This is a genomic window from Flavobacterium bomense (genome assembly GCF_003970355.1).
On record NZ_RYDJ01000016.1, the window covers coordinates 70,067 to 90,278 of the forward strand.

Genomic DNA, 20,212 nt, shown 5'->3' on the forward strand with positions numbered 1-20,212 from the left:
TTATAGATGTTTTAAAAAAGTAATATATTATCCTTACTTTTAAAGTTGGATTTCCAAAGGATAGGAAATTAAATTTTACTAGGTTGAATTGTTTTTTAACCAAATATAATACTTGAGTGTTATATTTGATTTTTATTATCACTTATTTATTTGAACATGGATTATAGGTTGGAGTTATTAAATGAATCTCAATTTGAGAATTTAGTTAACAGAGTTTGTCAAGATATTTTGGGAATAGGTATGATATCATTTTCTGCGGGAAAAGATGGAGGTAGAGATGGAAAATTTACCGGAACAGCTAGTAAATATCCTTCTGAAATAGATTCTTGGAAAGGAAAATTTATAATACAAGCTAAACATACTGCCAATCCAATAGCTTCTTGCTCTGATTCGGATTTTAAAAAAACTATTGAAATGGAAATAGAGAAAGTAAAAACCTTAAAAATAGAAGGTGATATTGATTGCTATATGATTTTTACTAATAGAAAGTATTCAGGGATCCTAGGAGAACGTTTAGTAAGAAAAATTAATGATGAAACAGGTCTTGAAAATGTAGTAATTGTAGGTAAAGAAACACTGAATGATTTATATATAAATCCTAATAAACAAATTATAAGAGAGTTTCAATTAGATTTGCATCATATTCCTTTCGATTTTTCTGAAGAAGAAATCAAAGATATTATTTTAGAGTTTCATAGTGAATTTCCAAAAATAAAATCAAGTTTGGAAACGGAAGTAAATAGAATACAATTTGATTTTGATAGAATAAAAATAGAAGAAAAAAACAAGAAAAATGAATTAGGTAAAGACTATTATGAAAATGAAATCTTAAATCACTCATTGCAAGATTTTGAAAAAATAGAATCATTTCTTGGTGATCCAAGAAATGAGGAATATAAGGAGCAGTATTTTGATACTGCATCTGAATTAAGAAACCTAATTCAAGTAAAAAGAGCTAACTTTGCAACGTTTGAAGAAATATTTATTTTTATATTCAAGCAAATTTCTGATGGAAATAAGATAAAAGGAAAGAGACATATTTTTACTTTATTGCATTATATGTATTATGAATGTTTAATAGGAGTTAAATGATTAAACCTGACAGACACACAAACCCCAAATATTCTATTTTGAATATTAGTACAATTATATTAACTGAGCTAAATGCTTTCTATGCTATCAAATACGATAATCTGTTAAATAAAATTATAATTATATTGGGGGATCAAGCTAAAGTTAATTTTCCATATGCCTTAAATTTTTTATATTTATTAGGTAAATTAAACTACGAACAAGAAACCGATTCTTTTAAAGCAAATGAAATTAAGTAAACTTTATAGTAATGATAGTCGATTTAAGAATATAACGTTTAATCTAAAAGGGTTAAATGTTATCTATGCAGATGTATTAACAGACTTAAAAGAGAAAAAAAATTCACATGATTTGGGAAAAACCAAATTAGCTGAGTTGATAGATTATTTATTAATAAAGCAAATAGACAAAAATCATTTTTTGCTAAAGATTAAAGACGAAAAGGGAAATTCTATTTTTATTAATCATATATTTTACTTGGAATTATATTTAAATGATGGTCGATTTCTAACAATAAAAAGATCAATAGAAAATCATTCGAAAGCATCATTTAGCATTAATAATCAAAAAGTCGAAGCATATATACCGCCATCTGTATGGCAGTTTGAAGATTTAGGAAATGATGCTGCTAAAAAGCAATTGTCAGAAATTATAAGATTTGATTTTTTTAAGAATAAAACCTATGATTATAGAAAAGCAATAAATTATTGCATTCGTATGCAACCAGATTACGAAGATGTATATCGATTGTCTAAATTTAAAGGCGGTAAAGATGTTGATTGGAAACCTTTTATGTTTGACTTATTAGGATTTGATGGAGAAGTATTGCGAAAGAAATATCAGAATGACACCCAACAAGAAAAAATAGAAACTGAAATAAAGCAATTAAAAAAAGATTTTTCAGTTAATGAAACAGATCGAGATGAAATAGTAGCCCAAATTAGTCTTCAAAAAAATAAAACTGAGGAAGCTGAACAGAGGATTGATCAATTAAATTTTTATGAAGAAGATCAGAGTTTAATTGAAGTTGGAATAGATGAAATAGAAAATAAAATATCAAAACTTAATACATTGTCTTATAATTTGAGTTTTGATATTAATAAGCTTCAGACATCAATTAAAAATAATTTTGCTTTTGATCTAGCTAAAGTTGAAAAAGTATTTTTAGAATCGAAAATTTATTTTGCAGATAGTTTAAAAAAAGACTACGAAGAACTTATTAGTTTTAACGAAGAACTTACAAAAGATAGAAATAGATTACTTAAAAAAACATTAAAAAGTAAAAATGAAGAATTAGAAAAGATTAATTTGGAGTTACAGGAGCTTAATAACAAAAAAGAAAATCTATTAAGTTTTTTAAAAGATACAAATACATTTAGAAAGTTAAAGGAATATCAAAAAGATCTAGCTAGGTTAGAATCTGACCTTATTCAATTACAAGAGCGTTTGAAAATTATTGATATGATTATCCATAAAGATGATTCAAAAGAAGTGCTTAAAAATGAAATTGAAGGTACTATAAAGTTGATTAGAAATTTTAGCAATAATACTGAAAGAAACGAAAAATATAAACAAATCCGTGATTTGTTTTCGAAATTTTTCTTAGCAATAATGAATGAGGATACATATATATCATGGTCTATCAATGCTAATAACAATGTGGATTTCAAGCCACCTATAATAAAAACAAAAGATCATTTATCAAAAGATACCGCTAAGGACGAAGGAAGGACATATAGAAAGATATTATGTGTAGTATTTGATCTTGCTGTTTTAGTTGCTTATAGCAAAGAATCTTATTTTCGTTTTGTGTACCATGATGATGTACTATCACAGCAAGATAATGGAATCAAATTAAGATTATTAGATTTAGTAGACAATGTAACAAAGAATAATGATATTCAATATATATTATCTGTAATTAAATCTGATTTACCAACAGATGTAAGTGATGAGTTTGTCTATTTTAAGAAAGATAATGTCGTTTTGGAACTAAATGATCGTGATGAAACAGGTACTTTGTTTGGTTTTGAATTTTAATTTATCGAGTTACTTATATAAATACCAACGCTGAATCTAATGAACTCTAACTTGGCGATTTTTTTTAACGGCTGTGACAACTTTACACTAGCATCAACAAAATGGAATATTTTTCTTTAAAACAAAAAACACACCCCTAACCCCTCTCAAGTGGGGAATACGACTCCTTTAACACAAAACCTATAATTGTTTTTTAAGTAAATAAGTCGATTAATTTAAAAGGTGTGTTGAACGGAACCGGAGGTAGTTTTAAAAAGTTTTTTAATTGTATTTTAAATCCCATATATTTACTTTCAAATTAATAAAATAAAATTCGTTTAGAGGTTTTTAGACGAATTAACTTTGTAGGCAATGCTAACGCAGACCATTCAAAACATTTTTTTAAATTAAACCAAAATGAACATTAGCTTTTTTTCTAACTTATTTCTTTGGTTATTATTAATAACTTTACCAGAAATTGTATTTTGTCAATCGGCCGACTTTATCATTCAAGATGTAAAATTTGAAAGTCAGGGTGTCACTCTTGCAGGCTCAATTTTAACGCCTAAAAAAACAATTGCAGCAGTTGTAATTGTTCACGGGTCCGATCCTGTAAAAAGAGATATGGACTTCGCTAAACGTCTTGCGAAAGAAGGTATTGCCGTATTGACATATGATAAACGTGGAGTTGGAGAATCAGGCGGTGTATATGTAGGGCCATCTGTTGGTACTAATAATATTGACACTACTAATCTTAATTTATTATCTCATGATGCAAGTGCAGCAGTAAATACATTTCGAACCTATTTGAAGGATAAAAAAACACCAATTGGATTAGTTGGCTTCAGTCAAGCAGGATGGATAATCCCAATTGCTGCAAGCAAAAATCCACAAATAGAATTTATGGTTTTATTTAGTTGCCCTACAATTACAACTCTAGAACAACTTCGATTTCAGTTTTATACTAACGGCAACAATAATTTTTGGGAAAATCATACAGAATCAGATGCTCGTGAACATACTAAAAATGACCCAGACAGGTATCAATTCGTTGCGACTGACCCAAAAATTTCTCTGAATACTCTTTCAATTCCGGGACTTTGGCTTTTTGGTGAGAAAGATATACAGATTCCAGTAAAGTTGTGCATGGAGCAATTAAATACATTGAAAGCTCAAGGTAAACCTTTCGAATATACTTTGTTTTCAACATTAGGTCACAATACTTCTTCCGGCGATATTACAGAAACTGTTGATATTTCAATTCAATGGATAAAACAGAAAGCTTTGAATATTAAGAAGTCTAAAGTATCAAAATAAAGCACTGCCTACAACAGCAAGGGTTTCGTTGGGCTTGAAAAGCCAACAATGAAGCCTGTGTTGAACGGAAACTAGAGGCAGTTTAAATCCTGTATATTTGCTTCCTAATTAATAAAATAAAGGTCGTTTGGAGGTTTCTAGACGAACTGAAGTTGGTGGTAATTGCTTGGAGGTTTGATCTTTAAAATGTTTATAACTAATTGCATATTCTTGTTTAAAACATTATACTTTTGTTGATATTGAAAGGTTAATCCTAAAAAAAAACAAGATGAATATTAGACTAAATTTGATCGCTGGTCTTGAGTCGTTCGCACAGAAGTCAATGGAACAGCATAACAGAAATCATACAGTTAATAGAAATACCTATTTTGATTTGATACAAACAGATGGAAGCACTTACACATGCCGATTTTGAATCTGAAGAAAAGTATAAATACTTTCTAAATTATATCAATCAGATGCAAAGGAAAGCTGATAGACATGTTTTCGAACTCAATTTTACTGAGGCTCGTTTAGAAGTAGGCTTTTTCCTCTGGATGTCCAATTACATATCCGGAATGGTAAGCTGGCTAAAATAACTTCAATTACAACTTCTGCCAACACATCTCAGGCCATTTGCAAATTTAGTGGAATTACTGTTTTTAATCGTATTTTAGTTTAACAAAAATACTCTGCTGCAAAATCCCAAACATCGCAAAGTGCGAGAACATTAGTTTATTCTAAACAACAAAACATGAGCATTAATAAAAAGATGTCTGCAAATTCAATTTTAGCCTTAAAGGATGCTTTAGTTGCAATATATTATCGAAAAAAAGATTTGAGGCAATTTATTGAATTAACTATTGAGAATGCAGCCATTGTTTCAACGATTGACTGGGCTGATAATGTAAAGTATGAAAGCGTATCTCAGTTAATTGACCGAATGGTAAAACGTCAAGATTTCTATCAAACCGACCTCTTAAAGTTAGTCCAAGAAGTTGGTAATATTAATGACTTTTCTCATTTAGAGTATTGGGAAAAAGAGAACAGGGGTTTAATCAAAAAAGCAGAAGTTGCAGTAGGTAAGTTGAGACAGCAAGCCAAAGGACATTTTGATACAATTGAAGAATTAAAAAAAGCTGAAGAAAGAAGAGAAACCACTAAAGAAAAGTTGAAAGACAGTATTGCGTATCAACAGAAACTAGATGAACTAAAAATGGAGTTTTATGAAATTGCTTCGAATACTAATTCCCAACAGAAAGGTTTTCAGTTTGAAAAGTTTCTGAATAAACTGTTCAACTTTTTTGATTTAGATCCCAAATCAGCTTTTAAAGTTATTGGAGAACAAATTGATGGAGCTTTTACCTTTGACAATACCGATTATCTTTTAGAGGCGAAATGGCAAGAAAAATCAATAATTGCAGCCGACTTGTATACTTTTGGTGGAAAAATTCAAGGGAAATTAAAAAACACTTTAGGTTTATTTGTTTCACTTGGTCCTTACTCTTCAGAATGTACTGAAACTGGTAGTTCTGTTCTAAAATCAATGATTTTAATGGACGGAATGGACTTAATGCAGGTTTTGGAAGGTAGAGTTCGATTGAATGATATGATATTGATAAAGCGAAGACACGCCTCTCAAACAGGTGATATTTACTATCAAATGAAATAAGAACAAAATGCTAACAAGTACAATCTTAAAAAACAACCTCGTTTAAGTCATTTTAAGCGAGGTTTTAAACAGAAAAATAAATCCTGTAGTTGTTTCCTAAATTTTATGCTAGTTTCTTATAATTTGAAAGCGGAGTTTAGTATTGCCGCGAATCAAACGCCAGCTTTTTGGATTTGTGCTTAAGATAGGGTTGTATAGGAAAAGATGCTGTGTGGTATTTTTTTTGCTTAATATTTTTTGTTATAATATGGTAAACCATAATACTTAATTAAAACTATTTTGTATGTTTGGTATCAACGCCCAATTGATTTTTTTTTCGGAACATACACACCTGTGCTGATGTGCTGAAAATATGCAGTGTGCCTGTAAGTGCTAGGGTACTTTTAAAATCAAATACCATTCCTGCTAACGGAACAAAAAATACGGAAGAACCGAAACCACTAATCGTCCCGATTATTTCGCTTACAAAGACAAGCAGAAAAAATAATATTGTTGTTGTATCCATATCTTAAATTATTTCCATATTTTGATACTATTCGCTTGGTTCATTATTTGATCGAACTTACTACGAAAAACTAAGAATACAGCTATTTCACCGAACCTATAACTAACTTTAAAACTTCATTCTCTGAATTCTGACAGCGTTTAAAATCGCCAGTAAGGCCACTCCAACATCAGCGAAAACGGCTTCCCACATAGTAGCTAAACCTCCTGCGCCAAGAACTAAAACAATGGCTTTTACTGCAAATGCCAAGGCTATGTTCTGATAAACAATTTGCTTGGTCTTTTTACCGATGTTTATGGCGGTGAAGATTTTTAGGGGCTGGTCGTTTTGAATGACGATGTCGGCAGTTTCTATGGTGGCATCACTTCCTAAACCGCCCATTGCTATTCCTGCATCCGCAAGGGCAACAACAGGTGCATCATTTACACCATCACCAACAAAGGCAATTTTTAGGTTTTGCTTTTTCAATTCTTCTACTTTTTCCACTTTGTTTTCTGGCAATAAATCCCCATAAGCCAGATCAATATTCAATTCTTTTGCTATTGCATCTACCACGGCTTGTTTATCGCCTGAAAGCATTACGGTTTTGACGTTTATACTGTGTAAACTTTTAATGGCTTCATTTGCATCTTCTTTGATTTCATCAGCTATGAGAAAATATCCTGCATACTTTTGATTAATGGCAATAACGATAATTGTAAATGGCGTATTGTCGATGTCGGCATCATAACTGATGTTGAATTTTTTCATCAGCTTTACATTTCCTGCCAAGATTTCATTTTCGTCCACTTTCCCTTTTAGTCCGTGACCTGCAATTTCTTCGACATCAGTGACGCTCACATTTTTTTCTGACCCTTTTGCATATTCAATAATAGCCGTTCCAACAGGATGGGTAGATTTGGTTTCGAGGGCGGCTGTATATTTTATTAAATCGGCTTCGGGAATATCCACAGCAACTACTTTTTGTACTTTGAAAACCCCTTTGGTCAGCGTTCCAGTTTTGTCCATAACCACTACTACGATGGATGCCATTAGATCCAGAAAATTGGACCCTTTAAACAAAATCCCATTTTTACTTGCTGCACCAATGCCACCGAAATATCCCAAAGGAATTGAAATCACCAATGCACAAGGACAAGAAATAACTAAGAATACTAATGCTCTGTATAACCAATCTCTGAATATATAATTATCAACGAAAAACATTGGAAGTGCAGAAATGGCAACCGCAAGTAACACTACAATTGGTGTGTATATTTTGGCAAATTTTCTGATAAATAATTCGGTTGGTGCTTTTTTAGAGGTTGCTTCCTGTACCATTTCGAGAATTTTTGATAGTTTACTATCCGTATAGGCAGTTGTTACTTCCACTAAAACAACTGTATTCAGATTTATCATTCCGGCAAGAACGGTTTCGCCTTTTTGTTTGGTATCTGGTTTACTTTCTCCTGTTAGGGCTGCGGTGTTGAAGGAGGCCGTATCAGAAAGTAACTTTCCATCTAATGCTAGTTTTTCTCCTGGTTTTAATTGAATAATTTCTCCAATGGTTATTTCAGATGCTTTTTTTACAGTCGCATTTTCTCCATTCATTACTGTTGCTTCATCAGGTCTTTGGTCTAATAATAGTTTGATGTTTGTTTTTGCTCTTTGGACAGCCAATGTTTGGAATATTTCACCGATGGAATAAAACAACATTACGGCAACACCTTCAGGATATACGCCAATAACAAATGCTCCAATTGTAGCTATGCACATTAATAGAAATTCTGAAAATATTTCGCCTTTACGTATGCTTTCAAATGCTTCTTTGAGTACAGGAAAACCTACTGGAATGTAAGCGATAATGTACCACACTATTCGTACCCAACCTGTGAACCAAGTTTGCGTAAAGTAGTTGTCAAAACTAATGGCCACAAGGAGTAAAATGAATGAAATAATTGAGGGTAAGAACATTTGAAATGTAGTTTGGTCTCCGCCCGAGTGGTCGTGTCCGTCATCATCAGAATGTTCGGATTTATAGTCAACGGTACAACATCCTGTTTGTTTGTCGGTTTTGTTGTTTATTTTTTCTTCCAGTGTGCAACAAAGCTGTTTGCCGTTTGCATCGTATTTGTGTTGGTGTTTTGTGTCTGTATTTATCATATAAATTTGATTTAAATATGTTATTGTTTTAAATTAGAAATTGTACTTATTGTAAGTGCCACTATAATTGTGTTATATGCAAACGATATTAAACTATGCATTAAAGCAAATCTTCTTATAGTTTTTGAAGTTATAACAACATCAGATACTTGGAATGTCATTCCTATTACAAATGAAAAATAGGCGAAGTCTAAATAATCGGGTTTAGTTTTGCCTGGAAATTTTATTCCGCCAATGTTTGAACCTGTATTTAGTTCGTTATGATCGTGATATAAATGTGCATAACGGATTGTAAAAGTGGTATGTAAAAGTAACCAAGAAAAGACTACTGGTGATAAGGAAACAATGGAATGAAACAATCTATTTTCAATTATGTCTTTTTTTTCATTGACAAGTGCTAATGTACCAAAAAGGCTTAATACAATAGCAATAATCACAATACTAAAAATAGTTTTGAGATTTTCATCTTGTTTAGCAACGATATGACATAATTCATTTTCTTTCGTTGAAAAAAAAAGTACCCAACTAAAAAATAAACCAGTTACACAAAAAGCATCCCAACTTAATATAATTTTACTATTGTTGTCAATATTAAAAGCAAATAAAATACTATATGTTATTAAAGAAAATAATAAAGAAATTATTAACCTATTGATTCCAGAGATTTTTTCGATCCAATGATGTTTTAGTTTATTTTCCATAATATTAGTCTATTGCAAAAAAATGAAGAAAAATTTTCGGGCAGTTAGTAATTGTTTTTATTATTTTTTGAATTGAAAATATATTAGTGCTATCGCTGCAAATGCCATTAACAGAAAAGTGATAATGCCTAAAATATTTGAGAGTTTGCTGTTGGTAAATTCTCCCATTATCTTTTTGTTATTGCCAATATGTAAAATGATAACAATTAAAATGGGAGAGGTTAAACCATATAAAATAGCGGTGTAAATAAGGGCTTGTATAGGGCTAATACCTATCCCGTCTAACGATAATCCGATGAGTAGTGAAATAATAATGGTGATATAAAATCCTTTTGCTTCATTGAATTTTTTATCAAGTCCTTCTTTCCACCCAAATGTTTCCGCTAACATGTATGATTGTGAACCTGCCAAAACTGGTATTGCAATCATACCTGTGCCTAAAACTCCTATTGCAAAAATTAAATAGGTAAGTTTTCCAGCCAAAGGTTCTAGAGCTTTTGCGGCTTGTTCAACAGTATCAATTTGTTTTATTCCACCATTAAAAAGCACCGTTCCTGTTGTGAGAATGATAAAGAACATAACGAGATTTGAAAATAACATTCCGAAATTTACATCTGTTTTCATATTGTCGAGTATTCGTTTGTTGACAACAACTTTTCTTTTTTTATGCGCCATGTCTTCGGCTTCCATAGTAGCTTGCCAAAAGAAAAGATAAGGCGAAATAGTGGTACCTAGAATGGCAACTAAAATGGAAATAAATTCTTTATTAAATTGAATTGAAGGAAGGAAAGTGTTTTTTAAAACAGCCGCCCAATTTTGATTTACCATAAAGGGAACGATAAAATAAAGCAATAGCGAAAGACAAAGCCACCTTAATATTAATGCTAATTTTTGATAGGGATATTTAATGATGATAAAAATTAAAATGCCAGTGATAGTAATACTAAATACCGAAACAGGAATAGATGGAACAAGCATGTGTGCAACTGCTCCCATGCCTTGTATATCTGCCCCGATATTAAATGTAATCGCAGGAAAACTAAATAAAAGCATAGTGTATAAAACAGCTTTTGGGTAATGATTTTTTAAGGTTACCGTTAAGCCTGCTTGTGTCACAATTCCAATCCGCGCGCACATCCCCTGAATGGCTGCCATCAGAGGAAATGTTAGTAATGAAGTCCACAGCGTTGCATAACCGAAACCTGCACCTGCCTGACTGTACGTGGCAATGCCCGAAGGGTCATCATCACTTGCACCTGTAACTAATCCCGGCCCTAAAACACGAAGTGCCTTTTTAATTTTTACTAAAAAAAAATTGGTAGTAGTCATGTAATTTTTTTGTTAAAGTTCGTTTTTTAATAATTGCAATTATTAAGTATGTAATTAGAAAAATGAAAGTGAAAATTTTCAGTACTATTCCGTATGTTGATTTGTATAATTCTAAATGAAACAGAAAATATATATTGCTTATAATACATAAAAAGAGCAATAACATGGTGATGTAATAAACGGTTTTCATACTGAAGTTTTTTAAAAGTCATTTAAAAAAATTTATTTTGCCTACGTTAACATCAGAACTCATGAAATTTATTTTGAGTTAATATAGTTAAAATGTTATGGATGCAAAAAATTGATCCACCACTAATATATTATGCTACCATTCCTATCAAAAGGAATATCAAAAAACCAACAAAAAACATACTTGTTTGTAATAAGGTTTGTTTTTCTTCATGGGCTTCAATTAATAATTCTTCGGTTACTAAAAATAATAACGCAGCTAATCCAAAAGATAAAACCAATTCTAACCATTCTTGCGAAAGCCCTTTTAATAATGTGATACCTAAGATCGCTCCTATAAAAAACAATATCCCCAAAACAAGTAGTATCAGCATATTTTTTTGTTTGGATAAATTCAAACCTACACAAGCTAATACTACTGCTAGTCCCAACGAAAATGTTTCTAATGCCAAGGCGACCGAAAGCAAAATACCTTCAGTATTTCCTGCTGCAAAACCTACACCCAGAAGTAAACCATCAATCACTAAGTCTATACCCAACGCAATTAATAAACCCATCGGTAAAGCATTTTTAATTTTATTAGCTTCTGATTTTTCTTCAACCTTTTCGGCCAAGAATTTTACCAAGAGCATTATAATGATACCTGAACTAAACCCAATACCAACCTCAATAGGTCTGTGATTTTTAATTATGTCTGGTAATAGCTCTACTGCTACTACCGAAAAAACTACACCTCCTGCAAAATGCAGAACGGAACTTTTGAAAGCACCGCTTGGTGTTGTAAATAATCCTGTAACTCCACCCAAAAGGATAGAAATTACAGGTATTAAGGCATACAAATAAACATCTGAAATTGCAGTCATATTACTTTTATTACTCTTCCCCTTTATTGGTCAGTTTTGCATTTACAAAGAAGGCTCCTTTGGTTACAATTTTTGCATTGATTGGAATTTCTTTTACTAACGTGATTGCTGTATAGCCCATATTAGAAACGCCTTTTAGCACTTCAATTTTTTCGAAATTGGTGTTTTTTGATTCTTGTTCTTTACCTTTTGCTTCAGGCTCTTTCTCCGCTTCGACTTCTTCGGGTTTTTCTTCTTTGGCTTGTTTATCGGTGACAACAAAAATATAGTCTTTGCTATCTGCACTCACAATAGCATCGTTCGGGACTGCATTTGTAGTAATGTCATTTAAACTTACAATTGCTGTTATATTCATTCCGTCAATCAACCCAGATTTATTGCCTTGAACTGTGGCGTGAACTGGAATACTTTTACTGTCATTCTCAAAGGCTGCACCTATTGAATATACTTTTGCATTATAATCTTCGCCTGAATTATTAGTTATTCTAAAATGAATAATTTGTCCGACTTTGAGCATTGGTAAATCTTTTTCAAATATATTCAGATCTAAATGCAATTGTGAGTTATCTACAATTTCGGCTACCGGTGAAGAGACATCAACATAACTTCCAATTTTCGCAAATACATTGCTTATAGTGCCACTTATAGGGCTTGTAATCGACAATGCTGAACGTAAATTGCCGTTGTTTAAACTATTTGGATTAATGCCCATCATCTGAATTTGTTGCTGTAAAGAGGCTCTGCGAGTTCGCATTGATTTTAGTTCCGCATTGGCATTTTGATAATTTTTTAATGCGCCTGCGTTACCCTCATTAAGTTCTTTTTGTCTAGTCACTTCTTGTTCCGCAAAGGTAATTTTACTGGCAGTACTCAAATATTCTTCTTGTAACTGTATGAACTGCGGATTGGCAATAATAGCAATTACTTGTCCTTTTTTTACAAAATCTCCCAATTGTACATTAATGCTTTTGACTACGCCACCATAAAGAGATGTTGCATTTGCTTTGTTATTATTAGGCACTCGCAACGCACCGTTGGCTCTGAGTGTTGCCGTTAATTGCTTTTGTTCAATGGTTCCGAATTGTATGTCTACTGTTTTTATTTGGTCGGTTGTGAGTGAAGCGATTGTAGGAGCAGCTTCTTCTGTTGTTGCTTTTTGTTCCTCTTTCTGGGGTGTAATTTCTTTATCACCACAAGAAAGTAGAAGTAAGCAAGAGGCAAAAAGCAAAAGGCAATTTTTATATTTTATTTTTAAAGATTTCATTTTTTTAATTTATTTGTTTGTGAAATAATTGTATTCAATAATCGCTTGGTTGTACGCATTTAGGTTTTCTAAATAATTTTTTCGTATTTCGATGGCTTGGCTTAAATACAATGAAAAATCGGCATAACTTATTTCTCCTGCTCGATAGGATTGATTAGCGGCTTTTATAATTTCTTCGGCTTGTTGCAAGCCTGAAGTTTCGTAAAATTGTAAACCCGAAACACTTTTTTCGACCTCTGTTTGACGTTGCGTCAAAGAAGATTTCAGTATTTGTGTTTGGTATTGCAATTGTTGTTCTTGTACTTCTTTTTCAGTTTTGGCTGCTTTTATTTTGTTTCTATTGGCACCGCTTCCAAATATTGGAAATGAAGTTGAAAATGAAAAACCACTAAAAGGATCCTCAACACCGTACAATTTTTGTGAAAACACCCTACCAGAAAATTCGGGTAAGCGATTACTTTTTTGTATTGCAATTTCACTATTGGCTATAGCTACATTTTGCTCTAATAAAATAAGATTCGGATGGTTTACTGTTGTATTTTGTAAACCATATTCTAACTTTTCCAACGATTTAGAAAGGGGCAAAATAGCTTCTGAACTATTCATTAATTGCATTAATGCCTGTTGTTGCATTAGCATTTCTTTTTGAAGCTGAATAATGTTAGTTTCAATTTCTTTCAACTTTACGTTTGCCGAAATTTTTTCGATACCTGCACTTTCACCCGTTTTTACTTTTACAATTGTAGTTTTTAGCAATCCAATATAAATACTGTCTAATCGCTGATACAAAGCCATTTTATCTTGTAAATACCATAATTTATAATATACCGAACGAATATTTTTTTTCAGTTCCGTATTGATTACTTCTTCGTTGAATTCGTAGTATTTAGTTTGCTCCCGATAGTAATTTTTCTTGGCTTGATTTACCTGTGGCATATAGAAACTTTGTTGTAAACCTATTTTCCAAATACCCGTTTTATCCGAAGGTCGCAAATCTTCATTTTCCACAAAAATGCCCGTTTTGGGAAATTCTTTGTTTCCTTTTATCAGAAGCTGATTTTTTGAGATTTGAGATTGATTGATGTTGTATTGCAAGTTGTCTTTTAAACCCAAATTCAATACTTCATCAATGGTTTTTCGGGATTGCGCCTGACCAATATTGGATAAAAATAATAGTCCAATAATAAGAACCGTAGTAATTGATTTTCTTTTCAATTTAATTTTTGTGTTGAATATGATGTAAAGCAAAGGCAATACAAATAGGGTTAAGAATGTAGCTGTAAGCAATCCGCCAATAACAACAGTTGCCAATGGTTTTTGAACTTCGGCACCCGCACTGTGTGACAATGCCATTGGTAAAAAGCCTAAAGAGGCAACGGTAGCCGTCATTAATACTGGGCGTAGTCTAATTTTTGTCCCTTCAATTACTCGTTTTATGACATCATCCCAACCTTCCTTTTCGAGTTGGTTGAATGTGCCCACTAATACAATTCCGTTTAAAACTGCTACACCAAATAATGCAATAAAACCAATTCCGGCCGAAATACTAAAAGGCATTCCACGAATTAGCAGCGCAAATACGCCACCGATAGCACTCATTGGAATAGCGGAAAATATTAAACTGGCTTGTTTCATAGAATTGAATGTAAAATACAAAAGCATAAAAATAAGAAGCAACGATATTGGTACAGCAATCATCAATCTATTGGAGGCTTTTTGTAAATTTTCAAAAGTTCCACCATACGTAAAATAATAACCCGACGGTAACTTTATTTTCGCAGCCAACTTTTCTTGAATTTCTTTAACCACACTTTGTACATCTCTATCTTGGATATTAAAACCAATGACAATTCTACGTTTTCCTGATTCACGACTTATTTGCGCTGGACCGAGTTTGAAATCTATTTTTGCCACTTGTGACAATGGTATTTGATTACCTGTAGGTGTTGGGATCAATAGATTATTTACATCGTCGATACTTCGTCTTGATGTACTGTCTAAACGCACCACCAAATCAAATTTTCGTTCGTTTTCGTAAACTACACCTGCTGCTTTTCCTGCAAAAGCAGTACTTACAATATTGTTAATATCCTCAACATTTAATCCATAATTTGCAATACGTAAACGGTCGTATTCGATATTAATTTGCGGCAAACCATCGACTTGTTCCACCTGTGGTGATGAAACTCCTTTTACATTTACAATCACATTTTCCACTTTTTTGGCGTATACAGAAAGGCTATCTAAGTTTTCGCCAAATATTTTTATGGCAACATCTTGTTTAATGCCTGTCATTAGTTCATTGAAACGCATTTGAATGGGCTGGCTTTTTTCGATAAAAACACCAGGAATTACGTTTAATTTTTCTTCTATAACATCACCCAATTCATCATAGGATCTACCAGATTTCCATTCGTCTTGCGGTTTTAGAATAATCATTAAATCAGTTGCTCCTGGAGGCATCGGGTCAGTAGGCACTTCTCCAGAACCCGTTTTTCCCACTACAATTTTTACTTCTTCAAATTGCTTGGCAATTCTTGAGGCTTGCATTGAAGTTTCGATACTTTGAGTTAATGAAGTTTCGAGCGGCATTTTAAATTCAAACGCATAGTCTCCCTCTGCTAGATTTGGAATAAACTCACCACCCATTTTGCTAAATATAAAAAACGTAACTAATAATAATGCGATCGTAATACCAACGACTTTGTATTTTATTTCAATCACTTTTACTAAAAGGGGTTCGTATTTTTTGTATAAGAAATCCATCATTTTATCAGAGAATGTTTTTTTATGACTGATAAGCTTAGGCAAAAACAAAGCACTCATCATCGGAATATAGGTTAATGAAAGTATCATTGCACCTATGATTGCGAACGAAACTGTTTTTGCCATTGGACCAAACATTTTTCCTTCAATTCCCACTAAAGATAAAATTGGAAAATACACTATCATAATAATGATTTGCCCAAAGGCGGCACTACTCATCATTTTCTTAGCACTATATTCCACAGCGTGATCCATTTGAGGCTGGGTAAGTCTTACTTTACTTTTGTTATGCTCCAAGAAATATAGGGAAGCTTCCACAATAATTACGGCACCATCTACAATTAAACCGAAATCTATTGCACCCAAACTCATTAGGTTTGCACTTACTCCAAAAATTTTCATCAATCCCAACGCAAAAAGCATTGAAAGTGGTATTGCAGAAGCAACAATAAGTCCAGCACGAAGATTTCCGAGAAATAACACCAATACAAAAATTACTATTAGCGCTCCTTCGATTAGGTTTTTTTGGACAGTAGAAATAGCACGGTTCACAAATGTACTTCTATCAATAAATGGTTCAACGATTACATCATCGGGTAATGATTTTTGTATAATAATCATTTTTTCTTTAACCCTCTTTACCACTTCATTACTGTTTGCCCCTTTAAGCATCATTACAATACCGCCAACTGCATCTACCTTTCCGTTATAGGTCATCGCGCCGTAGCGAACGGCACTGCCAAATTGTACTTCGGCAACATCTTTTATAAAAATAGGTACACTATTTGGATTGCTTTTTACTACAATGTTTTTTACATCTTCCAAGGAAGTCACTAACCCAACACCACGAATAAAATAGGCACTTGGTTTTTTGTCGATATATGCACCACCTGTGTTTTGATTGTTTTTTTCTAAAGCGTTGAAAATATCCGGAATAGTTACACCCATTGCTTTTAAGCGATTTGGGTTTACGCCAACTTCATATTGTTTTAGTTTCCCTCCAAAGCTATTTATTTCGGCTATTCCTGGAGTTCCGTTAAGTTGTCTTGCTACTATCCAATCTTGCATCGAACGCAAATCCATTGCGGAATATTTTTTTTCGCTTCCTTTTTTCGGATGCAAAATATATTGATACACTTCGCCAAGTCCTGTACTTACGGGACCCAATTCGGGTGTTCCAATGCCTTGCGGTATTTGGCTAATAGCCTCTTTTAGTCGTTCACTGATTAATTGACGCGCAAAATAAATATTTACATCATCATCAAAAACAACAGTGATTACCGATAAACCAAAGCGAGAAATGCTGCGGGTTTCTTCTAAATCGGGAAGATTTGCAATACTTTGCTCTATTGGAAAAGTCACTAATTGTTCTACTTCTTGGCCTGCCAAAGTTGGGCAAAGCGTAATAATTTGCACCTGATTGTTTGTAATATCCGGCACTGCATCAATGGGTAACTTGGAAGCACTCCAAACTCCCCAAATGATGAGAAATAAAGTCATCAAACCAATGATAAATTTATTATTGATACTAAAATGAATGATTTTTTCTAACACTATTGAGAATTATTACTGTTTAATATTGATTTATAAATCACAGCACTTGAATATTTCAAATACTGTAAAGTGATTAATGAAAAACAATAGCCTGATTAATGCACAAGTCATTAATCGTTATTCATTTAAACATTAATCAAAAAAAATTAAGCAGTAATTTGAGGCGGTTGCCAAATACTTCCGTAGAAATTGGAAGTTAAAATAGATTTGTATTGAGGTACTTTTTTGTCAATTATCGTTTTAACAGAAAAGAGATTATAAGCATAAATAGTATTGTAAGCGAAACCTTGGCATCTACAACAGTTACAAACACAAAAAGGCGAACAAGCATCTTTATCGTTGTGTTGTTTTGAACTATTGTTGACAGTAACTTTTTCAAATGAACCAATTTGCTCCTTGTCTGCGCAAGGCATACAGGATAGCATCAGAAAGATAATTGATAATATGGTGTTTGTAAGTTTCAAGACTGTAAAAATAAGGTTTTTATTTTTAATTTATTAATTATTTGAAATGATTATTATAGTAATGCCAAATCCTTGCGGCTATTCCCAACAACAAGATCAAGCAAACGAGAATTATCATTATGGCACGAATAACAGTGTAAGCAGTTATTGGTTTTTTAGATTTAGTTTTGGATTGAGGTTTTGGGTTGTTCTGTTTTTATAATGATTCAGCCATTTTATCCAATCTATTCTGAAGGAGAAATAAACAACCTAAAAGAAAATTATAATGAAATTACCATTAATGCAGATTTAAATGTATTTATTAATAAATAAAAAGTGTTTGTAGCAATAGTCATTATACAACCCATTTCAAAATCTAAATAGAAAAAACAACCTCGTTTAAACAGGCTATAATTCGATGATGTATTGTGTAAAGTACAATATTTGGTCAAAAATCTAAGGCCAAGCTATATTGACTCTCAATCTTTGGGTGAAAAGTTCCAATAATCATAAAAGGATTATTGGATACATAATGATGAAGTGCTGAAGTTCCTAAAAAAAAATGTAAGTCTTTAGTTTTAGCAAAATCTTCAAAGTACTTATACTTTACATCATCAATTGCTTTTTTTTCATTTCCTTCGTGTTTTGCTAGACAATTCCAATACAATTGACCAGTTTCCCAGTCTTCAATCATTAGTTTACTTTGTTTACCTTCATCATCTTCAAAAATAAATGAAAATTTGTACGGCAATTTTTGAACGACGTCGAAAGGGTCTTCTGGATGTTCAAATAAATTGGTTTGATCTCGATTTGCTTTTAACTGGTCTATCTTTTTCTTGTCCCATTCTCGTTCAACTTCAACAGCAATAAAGTCAATTATTTTCGATGGTTTGAAAACAGCAAGAGAAGTACATATTTTCTTATTATGGGCATCCTTTATTAAAGAAGCTAAATTTGTATGTACATTATTGAGTGCGAATTTTTTTCTGTCAGCCCAATAGTTTTTAGTATCAAGTTTGCCTACTATTTTTATTTCACTATCATAAGAATAGGGTCTATAACTTTCCGGTCTAAAATCACTTTTATTTTTAACTAAATCAATCTCAACCCAGTCATATTTACTGTATTGTTCGTTATATGATTTTTTTCTAAAAGGAATAGGATAAATTCTAATCCAAGAGCCGTCTTCAAGAAAACCTGCGGTACAAACTAATTCATCATATTTACCAGAAATAGTTGGATACGTTTTTGCAGCAATCAGAACTCTTGTTTTAGCCATATTACAAATGTTTTACTTTGTAATCAAATATAGGGAATTTTGCAATAGCTTCAGCTAGAGGTTTTCTATGGCATTGACAAACATCTGCTTCAAAACAAGTTAATGCAATCCGATTGTATTTTGTCAATAAATTAATTATTGTTTCTTGATAAGAATTAGTTTCAAGTAACGTAGTTTTTTTATATTTTTCAAAAAGTTCATCATAATCTTTTTGAGAATTCAATTCTTGACGTTGATCTGAATTAATTCCTACTTCTGGAATATGAATATAGTCAATTCCTATACTTTCACAATACTTTTTTAATAGTGACTTACTAAATCCAAATTTCATACTTAAAGAATTTTTTCTAACATCAACAAGTAGTTTCACATTATTCTTTAAAAGTTTATTAAGATAATTTTCCAAGGAAACCCCTTCGTAACCTATTGTAAAAAGAATAGTTTCATCACTACAAGCTTTTTGATTAGTTACTTTAGTTAATTGTTCTTCATTTAATATTTTATCAGCTATTGTACTCTTTGTAGCATAATAAGGATAATTAATGTACGTATGTTTTATAAGTGCACTATTATTCATATTTCCATACAATTTCACTATTTCAACTAAAATTTTTTCATCCTCTAATTTTAATGTTTTTATAAAATCAACAGATGTGTTTTTGGTATAAGTGTTTTCATTTTCTAATAAAATATCTTTTTTGACCATTGTCACTAAATCTGCTTTTGCAGAATATGAATAACAACCGTATTTATAAGGAATAAAATCATATTCAGATTTTATTTTCTTTTGACTAAATAAAAACAAGAGTTTTTGTATGCGAATTTTTTCAAGTTCACCACCAAGCATTTGTATTAATGCTAATATTATTTTTCTTCTATAAAACATTTTACAAATGTAGATAAATGAAATTTTTCATTAACTTATTATATTTAATTTTTTATGTATATTTTTTTAAAACCAATGTATGTCTAACCATATGAAATGACAGACTCTATCAATATTGCACGAATAGGGACAGATTGGATATGCAAATAAAACCCGCAGTATTAGTTAAGCAACATTTTTAAAATTATTTTTCTGTTTCCAGAATTCTTCTA

The 20,212-nt window shown here is 31.9% G+C and carries 16 protein-coding genes; 6 read left to right on the top strand and 10 right to left on the bottom strand.

The window, feature by feature from the left end; translation table 11 throughout:
- The first annotated feature begins 168 nt into the window (after positions 1 to 168).
- The 6 genes from EKL98_RS12865 (at position 169) to EKL98_RS12885 (ending at position 6,079) form a co-directional block, all read left to right on the top strand.
- On the top strand, positions 169 to 1,092 hold the full coding sequence (locus EKL98_RS12865; RefSeq protein WP_126562814.1) for an ABC-three component system protein: 924 nt from the start codon (positions 169 to 171) through the stop codon (positions 1,090 to 1,092).
- Positions 1,089 to 1,331, top strand: a complete 243-nt coding sequence (locus EKL98_RS18595) for an ABC-three component system middle component 8 (protein WP_091258975.1) — start codon at positions 1,089 to 1,091, stop codon at positions 1,329 to 1,331. Before EKL98_RS12865 ends, EKL98_RS18595 begins: the two co-directional genes overlap by 4 nt.
- Positions 1,318 to 3,132: a DUF2326 domain-containing protein gene (locus EKL98_RS12870; protein WP_091258976.1), complete on the top strand. Its 1,815-nt coding sequence runs from the start codon at positions 1,318 to 1,320 to the stop codon at positions 3,130 to 3,132. Before EKL98_RS18595 ends, EKL98_RS12870 begins: the two co-directional genes overlap by 14 nt.
- A gap of 396 nt (positions 3,133 to 3,528) precedes the next feature.
- The gene (locus tag EKL98_RS12875; RefSeq protein ID WP_126562815.1) at positions 3,529 to 4,428 is read left to right on the top strand and encodes an alpha/beta hydrolase family protein; all 900 of its coding nucleotides are present in this window, start codon (positions 3,529 to 3,531) and stop codon (positions 4,426 to 4,428) included.
- Between the two features lie 386 nt (positions 4,429 to 4,814).
- The gene (locus EKL98_RS12880) at positions 4,815 to 5,006 is read left to right on the top strand and encodes a hypothetical protein (protein ID WP_126562816.1); all 192 of its coding nucleotides are present in this window, start codon (positions 4,815 to 4,817) and stop codon (positions 5,004 to 5,006) included.
- Between the two features lie 155 nt (positions 5,007 to 5,161).
- The gene (locus EKL98_RS12885) at positions 5,162 to 6,079 is read left to right on the top strand and encodes a hypothetical protein (RefSeq protein ID WP_126562817.1); all 918 of its coding nucleotides are present in this window, start codon (positions 5,162 to 5,164) and stop codon (positions 6,077 to 6,079) included.
- Between the two features lie 274 nt (positions 6,080 to 6,353).
- On the opposite strand, the gene EKL98_RS12890 is transcribed toward EKL98_RS12885, so the two are convergent.
- From EKL98_RS12890 to EKL98_RS12935, 10 genes are all read right to left on the bottom strand, one after another.
- Positions 6,354 to 6,584, bottom strand: a complete 231-nt coding sequence (locus EKL98_RS12890; RefSeq protein ID WP_126562818.1) for a hypothetical protein — start codon at positions 6,582 to 6,584, stop codon at positions 6,354 to 6,356.
- Between the two features lie 108 nt (positions 6,585 to 6,692).
- On the bottom strand, positions 6,693 to 8,726 hold the full coding sequence (locus tag EKL98_RS12895) for a heavy metal translocating P-type ATPase (protein ID WP_126562819.1): 2,034 nt from the start codon (positions 8,724 to 8,726) through the stop codon (positions 6,693 to 6,695).
- 20 nt (positions 8,727 to 8,746) lie between these two features.
- A complete protein-coding gene (locus EKL98_RS12900) occupies positions 8,747 to 9,427 on the bottom strand; it encodes a DUF1345 domain-containing protein (RefSeq protein WP_126562820.1) in 681 nt (226 codons plus the stop codon).
- A 60-nt stretch (positions 9,428 to 9,487) separates the two neighbouring features.
- Entirely contained in the window at positions 9,488 to 10,756 is a 1,269-nt protein-coding gene (locus EKL98_RS12905; RefSeq protein ID WP_126562821.1) for an NRAMP family divalent metal transporter, read from the bottom strand.
- A 320-nt stretch (positions 10,757 to 11,076) separates the two neighbouring features.
- Positions 11,077 to 11,808 (bottom strand): ZIP family metal transporter, encoded by a 732-nt coding sequence (locus EKL98_RS12910; protein ID WP_199740701.1) that lies wholly within the window; start codon positions 11,806 to 11,808, stop codon positions 11,077 to 11,079.
- A 10-nt stretch (positions 11,809 to 11,818) separates the two neighbouring features.
- Positions 11,819 to 13,072: an efflux RND transporter periplasmic adaptor subunit gene (locus tag EKL98_RS12915; RefSeq protein WP_126562822.1), complete on the bottom strand. Its 1,254-nt coding sequence runs from the start codon at positions 13,070 to 13,072 to the stop codon at positions 11,819 to 11,821.
- 9 nt (positions 13,073 to 13,081) lie between these two features.
- Entirely contained in the window at positions 13,082 to 17,392 is a 4,311-nt protein-coding gene (locus EKL98_RS12920) for a CusA/CzcA family heavy metal efflux RND transporter (RefSeq protein ID WP_126562823.1), read from the bottom strand.
- Between the two features lie 146 nt (positions 17,393 to 17,538).
- Positions 17,539 to 17,856 carry a DUF6660 family protein gene (locus EKL98_RS12925; protein ID WP_233589433.1) on the bottom strand — a complete coding sequence of 106 codons (318 nt, stop codon included), beginning with the start codon at positions 17,854 to 17,856 and terminating at the stop codon, positions 17,539 to 17,541.
- A 427-nt stretch (positions 17,857 to 18,283) separates the two neighbouring features.
- Entirely contained in the window at positions 18,284 to 19,114 is an 831-nt protein-coding gene (locus EKL98_RS12930; RefSeq protein ID WP_126562824.1) for a hypothetical protein, read from the bottom strand.
- 1 nt (position 19,115) lies between these two features.
- Positions 19,116 to 20,000, bottom strand: a complete 885-nt coding sequence (locus EKL98_RS12935; protein WP_126562825.1) for a DUF488 domain-containing protein — start codon at positions 19,998 to 20,000, stop codon at positions 19,116 to 19,118.
- Between the last annotated feature and the right edge of the window lie 212 nt (positions 20,001 to 20,212).